This is a genomic window from Streptomyces sp. HPF1205, assembly GCF_020400825.1.
In the GTDB taxonomy this organism is placed as follows: domain Bacteria; phylum Actinomycetota; class Actinomycetes; order Streptomycetales; family Streptomycetaceae; genus Actinacidiphila.
On sequence record NZ_JAINVH010000077.1, the window covers coordinates 1 to 6,662 of the forward strand.

2 protein-coding genes are annotated in these 6,662 nt (G+C 75.0%); both read right to left on the minus strand.

The annotated features are described in order from the left end of the window. Positions 1-4,365: type I polyketide synthase (locus K7G61_RS35495; RefSeq protein WP_374204349.1), on the minus strand; the 4,365-nt coding region annotated here is incomplete at its 3' end. A gap of 59 nt (positions 4,366-4,424) precedes the next feature. Then, positions 4,425-6,662: SDR family NAD(P)-dependent oxidoreductase (locus K7G61_RS35500; RefSeq protein ID WP_225851280.1), on the minus strand; the 2,238-nt coding region annotated here is incomplete at its 5' end.

The window sequence follows — 6,662 nt, forward strand, 5'->3', positions numbered from 1 at the left end:
CACCTGGCCTTCGATGAGTTCCGCGTCGGCGTCCGGCGCGGGCATGAGCTGGAGGGCGTCGAGCGTGCCGCGCTCACGGCTGTCGAGCCGCCAGCTCGCGGCACCGGCCGGCGGGACAAGGCGGTCGGCGGAGTCCGCGCGGGCCAGCCTCGGGATGAGCACCGCACCATCCCGCAGGGCCAGTTGGGATTCTCCAGTGGCGATCGCGGCGGGCAGCACCGCCCAGGAGGCGTCCGTCCCGTCGGTGTCGAGCAGCACGATGCGGCCGGGGGCCTCGGACTGGGCGGAGCGGACCAGGCCCCAGACGGCAGCGGCCTCCGGGACGACGGTGTCGCCGGGCGCGGCGCCGACGGCCTGGCGGGTGACGACGACCAGCCCGGCGTCGGCGAGTTCGTCGGCGGCGAGCCAAGTCCGCACCAGGACGAGGGCGTCCGCGCAGCCGCCGGCCGCCTCGGCAATCACGACGAGGGGGCTCTGCCCGTCAGCGGCGACCCCGTCGCCGGTGACCCCGTCGCCGGTGAGGCTGTCCGCGGAGAGACCGGCGAGCGACGGGACGGTGACGACGTCGAGGCCGGCGGCGGCGAGCGCCTGGGCGGTGGCGGTCACGTCGTCGCCCAGGAGCCGCCAGCGAGCCCCCGGGACCGCTGCGTCGGCGGCGACGTCGGTGGCGACACCTACGGCCGTCCATTCCATGCGCAGCAGGGAGTCGTGGCGTGTGTCCTGGGCCTGGTCGATCTGCTCGGCGGAGACCTGCCGTACGGCCAGGGACTCCACCAGAGCGACAGGCTCACCGGTCTGGTCGGTGACGAGTACGGTGACGGCGTCGGTCCCGGCGGGCGACAGCCGCACCCGGAGCGCGGACGCACCGGTGGCGTGCAGCGACACCCCCGACCAGGCGAAGGGCAGCCGGCTCCGCCGCTGCCCGGCCTCGGAGCCGTCGCCGACGAAGCCGCCCAGGCCGATGGCGTGCAGCCCGGCGTCCAGCAGGGCGGGGTGGATGCCGTAGGCGGCGGCGTCGGCGGTGTGCTCTTCGGGGAGTGCGACCTCGGCGTACACGTCGTCGCCGTCGCGCCAGGCGGCGCGCAGGCCCCGGAAGCTCGGGCCGTAGACGAACCCGGTGTCGGCGAAGCCGGCGTAGAAGCCGGAGACGTCGAGGGGGGTGGCGCCGGGCGGCGGCCAGGCGGTGAGGTCCGCGGCGGGCGGCGCGGGTTCCGCGGTCAGACTGCCCTGGGCGTGGCGGGTCCACGGTGTGTCGGACGAGCCGCTGCCGCCGTCGTCGGCCGGGCGGGAGTGGATGGTCAGCGGGCGTCGCTGGTCCTCGTCGGGAGCGCCGACCCAGACCTGGATCTGCACGGCGCCCTCGGCGGGCAGAACGAGCGGGGTCTCCAGGGTGAGGTCGTCCACCTGCCCGTATCCGACGACGTCCCCGGCGCGCACGGCGAGTTCGAGGAACGCCGTGCCGGGGAGGAGGACGGTGCCGAGGATGTCGTGGTCGGCGATCCAGGGGTGGGTGCGCAGGGAGAGGCTGCCGGTCAGCAGGGTGCCCTCGGCGTTGGCGACCTGGACGGACGCGCCGAGCAGGGGGTGGCCGACACCGCTGAGCCCGATGGCGGCCGCGTCCGCGAACACCCCGGGGCCGGGCGCCGGCCAGTAGCGGGTGGTGTCGAACGCGTACGTGGGCAGGTCGACCCGGCGGGCGCCCGTGCCGGCGTAGTACGCGGCCCAGTCGACGGCGGTGCCGCGCACGTACAGCCGCCCCAGAGCGCCGGTCAGCGCCAGCGGCTCCGGACGGTCGGCCCGAAGGAGCGGGAAGAGCGCCAAGTCGCCGTCCACGTCGGCGAGGACGTCCTGCGCCATGGCGGACAGCACACCATCCGGGCCCAGCTCGACATACGTGTGCACACCCTCGGCATGCAGACCACGTACCCCGTCGGCGAACCGGACCGCCTCCCGCACATGCCGCACCCAGTACGCGGGGTCGGTGAGGTCGCCGGTGAGGTCACCGGTGACGTTCGACACCACCGGGATACGAGGGGCGTTGTACGTCAGCGACTCCGCGACCGCGCGGAACTCCGCCAGCATCGGGTCCATCAGCGGCGAGTGGAAGGCGTGCGAGACGGTCAGCCGCTTGACCTTACGGCCCTCAGAACGCCAGGCAGCCTCCAGCTCAGCGACAGCCTCACCAGCACCCGAAACCACCACGGCCTCAGGCCCGTTGACCGCCGCCACCGCCACATCGCCGCGGCCCGCCAGCGCCTCCCGTACAACAGACTCCTGCGCCCGCACCGCCAGCATCGCGCCACCAGCCGGCAACGCCTGCATCAACCGACCCCGCGCAGCCACCAGCCGGACCGCGTCCTCCAGCGACAGCACACCCGCCACATGGGCGGCGGCCAGCTCACCGATCGAATGACCGGCCAGGACGTCAGGAGTCACACCCCACGACTCCACCAGCCGGAACAGCGCCACCTCAAGCGCGAACAACCCCGCCTGCGTATAGACGGTACGGTCCAGATCCACCGGCTCCGCCTCGAACATCACCTCCCGCAACGGCCGCTCAAGCTCCGCGTCGAACAGCCCGCACACCTCATCCAGCGCGCCCGCGAACACCGGGAACACCCCGTACAGCTCACGGCCCATCCCCGCACGCTGACTTCCCTGGCCGGAGAACAGGAACGCCGTGCGGCCCTCGGCGGGGGTGCCGTGAGGGGCGGCGTCCGGGTTGTCGTCGGCGAGGGTGGTGAGGGAGCGCAGCAGCTCCTCGCGGGTGGTGCCGGTGACAGCGGCGCGGTACTCGAAGGCGGTGCGGGTGGTGGCCAGGGAGTGGGCGACGCCGAGGAGGTCGGCGTCCTCGTCGGCCGTGAGGGCATCGAGCAGTCGGGCGGCCTGGCCCCGGAGGGCGGCGGCGCTGCCCGCGGACAGCGGCCAGAGCAGGGCGGGCAGCGTGCGGGCCGGCTCGGGCCGGGGAGCCGCCTCGGGCTCGGGGGCCTGTTCGATGACGGTGTGGGCGTTGGTGCCGCTGACGCCGAAGGAGGAGACGGCCGCGCGGCGCGGTCGTCCCGTCTCGGGCCACGCGGTCGCCTCGCGGGCGAGTGCGACGGCGCCGGCCGACCAGTCGACCTGGGAGGTGGGGGCGTCCACGTGCAGGGTGGCCGGGACGCGGCCGTGGCGGATGGCCAGGACGACCTTCATGATGCCGGCGACGCCCGCGGCGGCCTGGGTGTGGCCGATGTTGGACTTGATCGAGCCGAGCAGCAGCGGCTGCCCGTCGGCGCGGCCCTGGCCGTAGGTGGCCAGCAACGCCTGCGCCTCGATGGGGTCGCCCAGCGACGTGCCGGTGCCGTGCGCCTCGACCACGTCGATCTGGTCGGGGGAGAGCCCGGCGGAGGCGAGGGCCTGGAGGATGACGCGCTGCTGGGAGGGGCCGTTGGGCGCGGTCAGACCGTTGCTGGCGCCGTCCTGGTTGACGGCGGAGCCGCGGACGACGGCCAGGACCGGGTGGCCGAGCCGCTGGGCGTCGGAGAGCCGTTCGACGAGCAGCAGCCCCGCGCCCTCGCCCCATCCGGTGCCGTCGGCGGCCTCGGCGAACGCCTTGCAGCGCCCGTCGGTGGCCAGACCCCGCTGCTTGCTGAACTCGATGAAGGTGTTCGGGGTGGACATGATCGTCACACCGCCGGCGAGGGCGAGGGAGCATTCCCCCTCGCGCAGCGCCTGCATGGCCAGGTGAAGAGCGACGAGCGAGGAGGAGCACGCCGTGTCGACGGTGACGGCGGGGCCCTCCAGACCGAGGGTGTAGGAGAGGCGGCCCGACATGACGCTGGCGGCGTTGCCGGTGCCGCCGTAGCCCTCGACTTCCTGCGCGGCGCCCATGAGCAGGGCGGCGTAGTCCTGGCCGTTGGAGCCGACGAAGACGCCGGTGCGCGAGCCGCGCAGGGCGCGCGGGTCGAGTCCGGCGCGTTCGAACGCCTCCCAGCCGGTCTCCAGCAGCAGCCTCTGCTGCGGGTCCATGGCCAGTGCCTCGCGCGGCGAGATGCCGAAGAAGTCGGCGTCGAACTCGCCCGCGCCGGTGAGGAAGCCGCCCTCGCTCACGTAGGAGGTGCCGGGCCGGTCGGGGTCGTCGTCGAAGAGGCGGCCGAGGTCCCAGCCGCGGTCGGCGGGGAAGTCGGTGAGGGCGTCGCGGCCGTCCGCGAGCAGGTCCCAGAGCTGTTCGGGTGTGCGTACCCCGCCGGGAAAGCGGCAGGCCATCGCGACGACGGCGATCGGTTCCCGGTCGCCCTCCTCCAGCTCCTTCAGACGGCGGCGCGTCTGGTGGAGGTCGGCGGTGACGCGCTTGAGGTAGTCGAGCAGCTTCTGGTCGTCGGTCATGTCGTCTGGCCCCTCGGGGGTGGTGGTGGGGAATTCGGTGCGCGGCCGAGCCGGTGGGCTCAGGACATGCCGAGTTCACGGTCGATGAAGGCGAAGACCTCGTCGGAGGTGGCGTCCTGCAGGCGGTCGGCGACGGGCGCGTCGTCGGCCGGGGGCGCCGCGGCGGGCCGGCCGGCGCCCCACTTGGCGAGCAGGGCGTTGACGCGGACGGCGACGCGGGTGCGGTCGTCGTCGTCCTGCGGGTCGAGGCCGGTCAGCGCGGCCTCAAGGCGGTCGAACTCGGCCAGCACGGCGTCGACGCCTTGCGCGTCCTGCGGGCACAGCTCGGTGCGCAGCCGGGTCGCGAGGTCGGCGGAGTTCGGGTGGTCGAAGACGAGGGTCGTCGACAGCCGCAGCCCGGTGGCGGCGGCGAGCTGGTTGCGCAGTTCGACGGCGGTCAGCGAGTCGAACCCGAGGTCCTTGAAGGCGCGTTCCGGTTCGATCCGGCGCGGTGTGGCGTGGCCGAGGACGAGGGCCACCTTGGTCCTGACGAGGGTGAGCACGGCCTCCTCGCGTTCGGCGGGGGCGAGCGCTGCGAGGCGTTCGGCCATCGCCGTCCCGGCCTGCGCGTCCTCGGCGGCGGCGCGGCGGACGCTGCCGAGGACGGCGGCGGCGTCGGGCACGGCGTCGAAGAGGCGGCTGGGCCGGGCGGCGGTGAAGCCGGGTGCGAACCGCTGCCAGTCGATGTCCACGACGGCCGTGACGGGCGTGACGGTCTCGCCGGAGGCCAGGGCGCGCAGCATGAGCGCGGCGGCGTCGGCGGGGTCCATGGCGGGCAGGCCGGCGCGCCGGGTGCGCTCCTCCACGACGCCGCCGTCGGCGGCCATCCCGCCGTCGGCCCACGGTCCCCAGGCGATGGCGAGGCCGGGCAGTCCGGCCGAACGGCGCTGCTCGGCGAGGACGTTGAGGTAGGCGTTGGCTGCGGCGTAGTTGACCTGGCCGGCGCCGCCGAGCGTGCCCGAGACGGAGGAGAAGAGCACGAACTCGGTGAGGCCGAGGGGGCGGGTCAGCTCGTCCAGGATCCGGGCGGCGGTGGTCTTGGTACGCAGTACGGCGGCGAGCCGGTCGGGGGTCATACGGTCGGCGACCCCGTCGTCCAGGACTCCGGCGGTGTGGACGACGGACGTCAGCGGGTGCTCGGCGGGGATTCCGGCGAGCAGCCGGGTGACCGCGTCGCGGTCGGAGACGTCGCAGGCCGCGAGGGTGACCTGGGAGCCGAGTGCCGTGAGTTCGGCGGCGAGGCCGGCCGCGCCGGGCGCGTCCGGGCCGCTGCGGCTGACGAGCAGCAGGTGGGGTGTCCCGTCGGCGGCGAGCGCGCGGGCGATGTGCCGGCCGAGGGCGCCGGTGCCGCCGGTGACCAGGACGGTGCCGCGGCCGGCCGGCCGGGACGCCGTCCAGCCGGGGGCGGTGGGCTCCAGGCGGCGGACGTGGACGCCGGAGGCGCGCACGGCGACCTGGTCCTCGTCGTCGGCGTCGGCCAGGACGCGGGCCAGGCGGTCGAAGGCGGCGTCGCCGGCCTCTGCGGGCAGGTCGACCAGGCCGCCCCACAGCTCGGGCGACTCCATGGCCGCGGCACGGCCCAGGCCCCAGACGTGCGCCTGGAGCGCGCCGGCGAGCCGGTCCCCGCGGGTGACGGCGACGGCCTCACGCGTCAGGCACCACAGGGGCGCGGCGAGGGCGGCGTCCCCTGCTGCCTGCAGCAGCGTCAGGGTGGCAGCCAGGCCGGCGGGTACGTCGGGGTGGTCCGGGTGGGGCCGCTCGTCGAGGGCCAGCAGGGAGATGATCCCGGTGAACGCCTCGGCCGCGGTTCCCCCGGTGGCTTCCGCGGCCGCGCGCAGCCGGCCGGCGACGAGGTCACGGTCCTGCCGGTCGCCAAGGCCGAGGACGAGGGTGTGTACGGTGGCGCCGGCCCGTGTGAGGGCGGCGGCGACCGCGGCGCCGAACCGCTCCTGGTCCGGGTGGAGTTCGGCCTCCCCCGTGGTTTCCGGGAGGACGAGCAGCCACGCCCCGGCGAGACGCGCGGCGCCGCGGAACTCCTTGGGCCGCCAGGCGATCGAGTACCGCCAGCCGTCGGTCCGCGTCAGCTCCTTGCGCTGCCGTCGCCACGACGACAGCGCCGGGAGGATCGCGCCGAGCGGCCCGGCCTCGTCCATGCTGAGGGCGCTGCTGAGCTCTTCGAGGTCTTCGCGTTCGACGGCGTCCCAGAAGGCGGCGTCCACGTCGTCCACGGCGTTCACGGCCCTGGCCTGCGGCTCGGC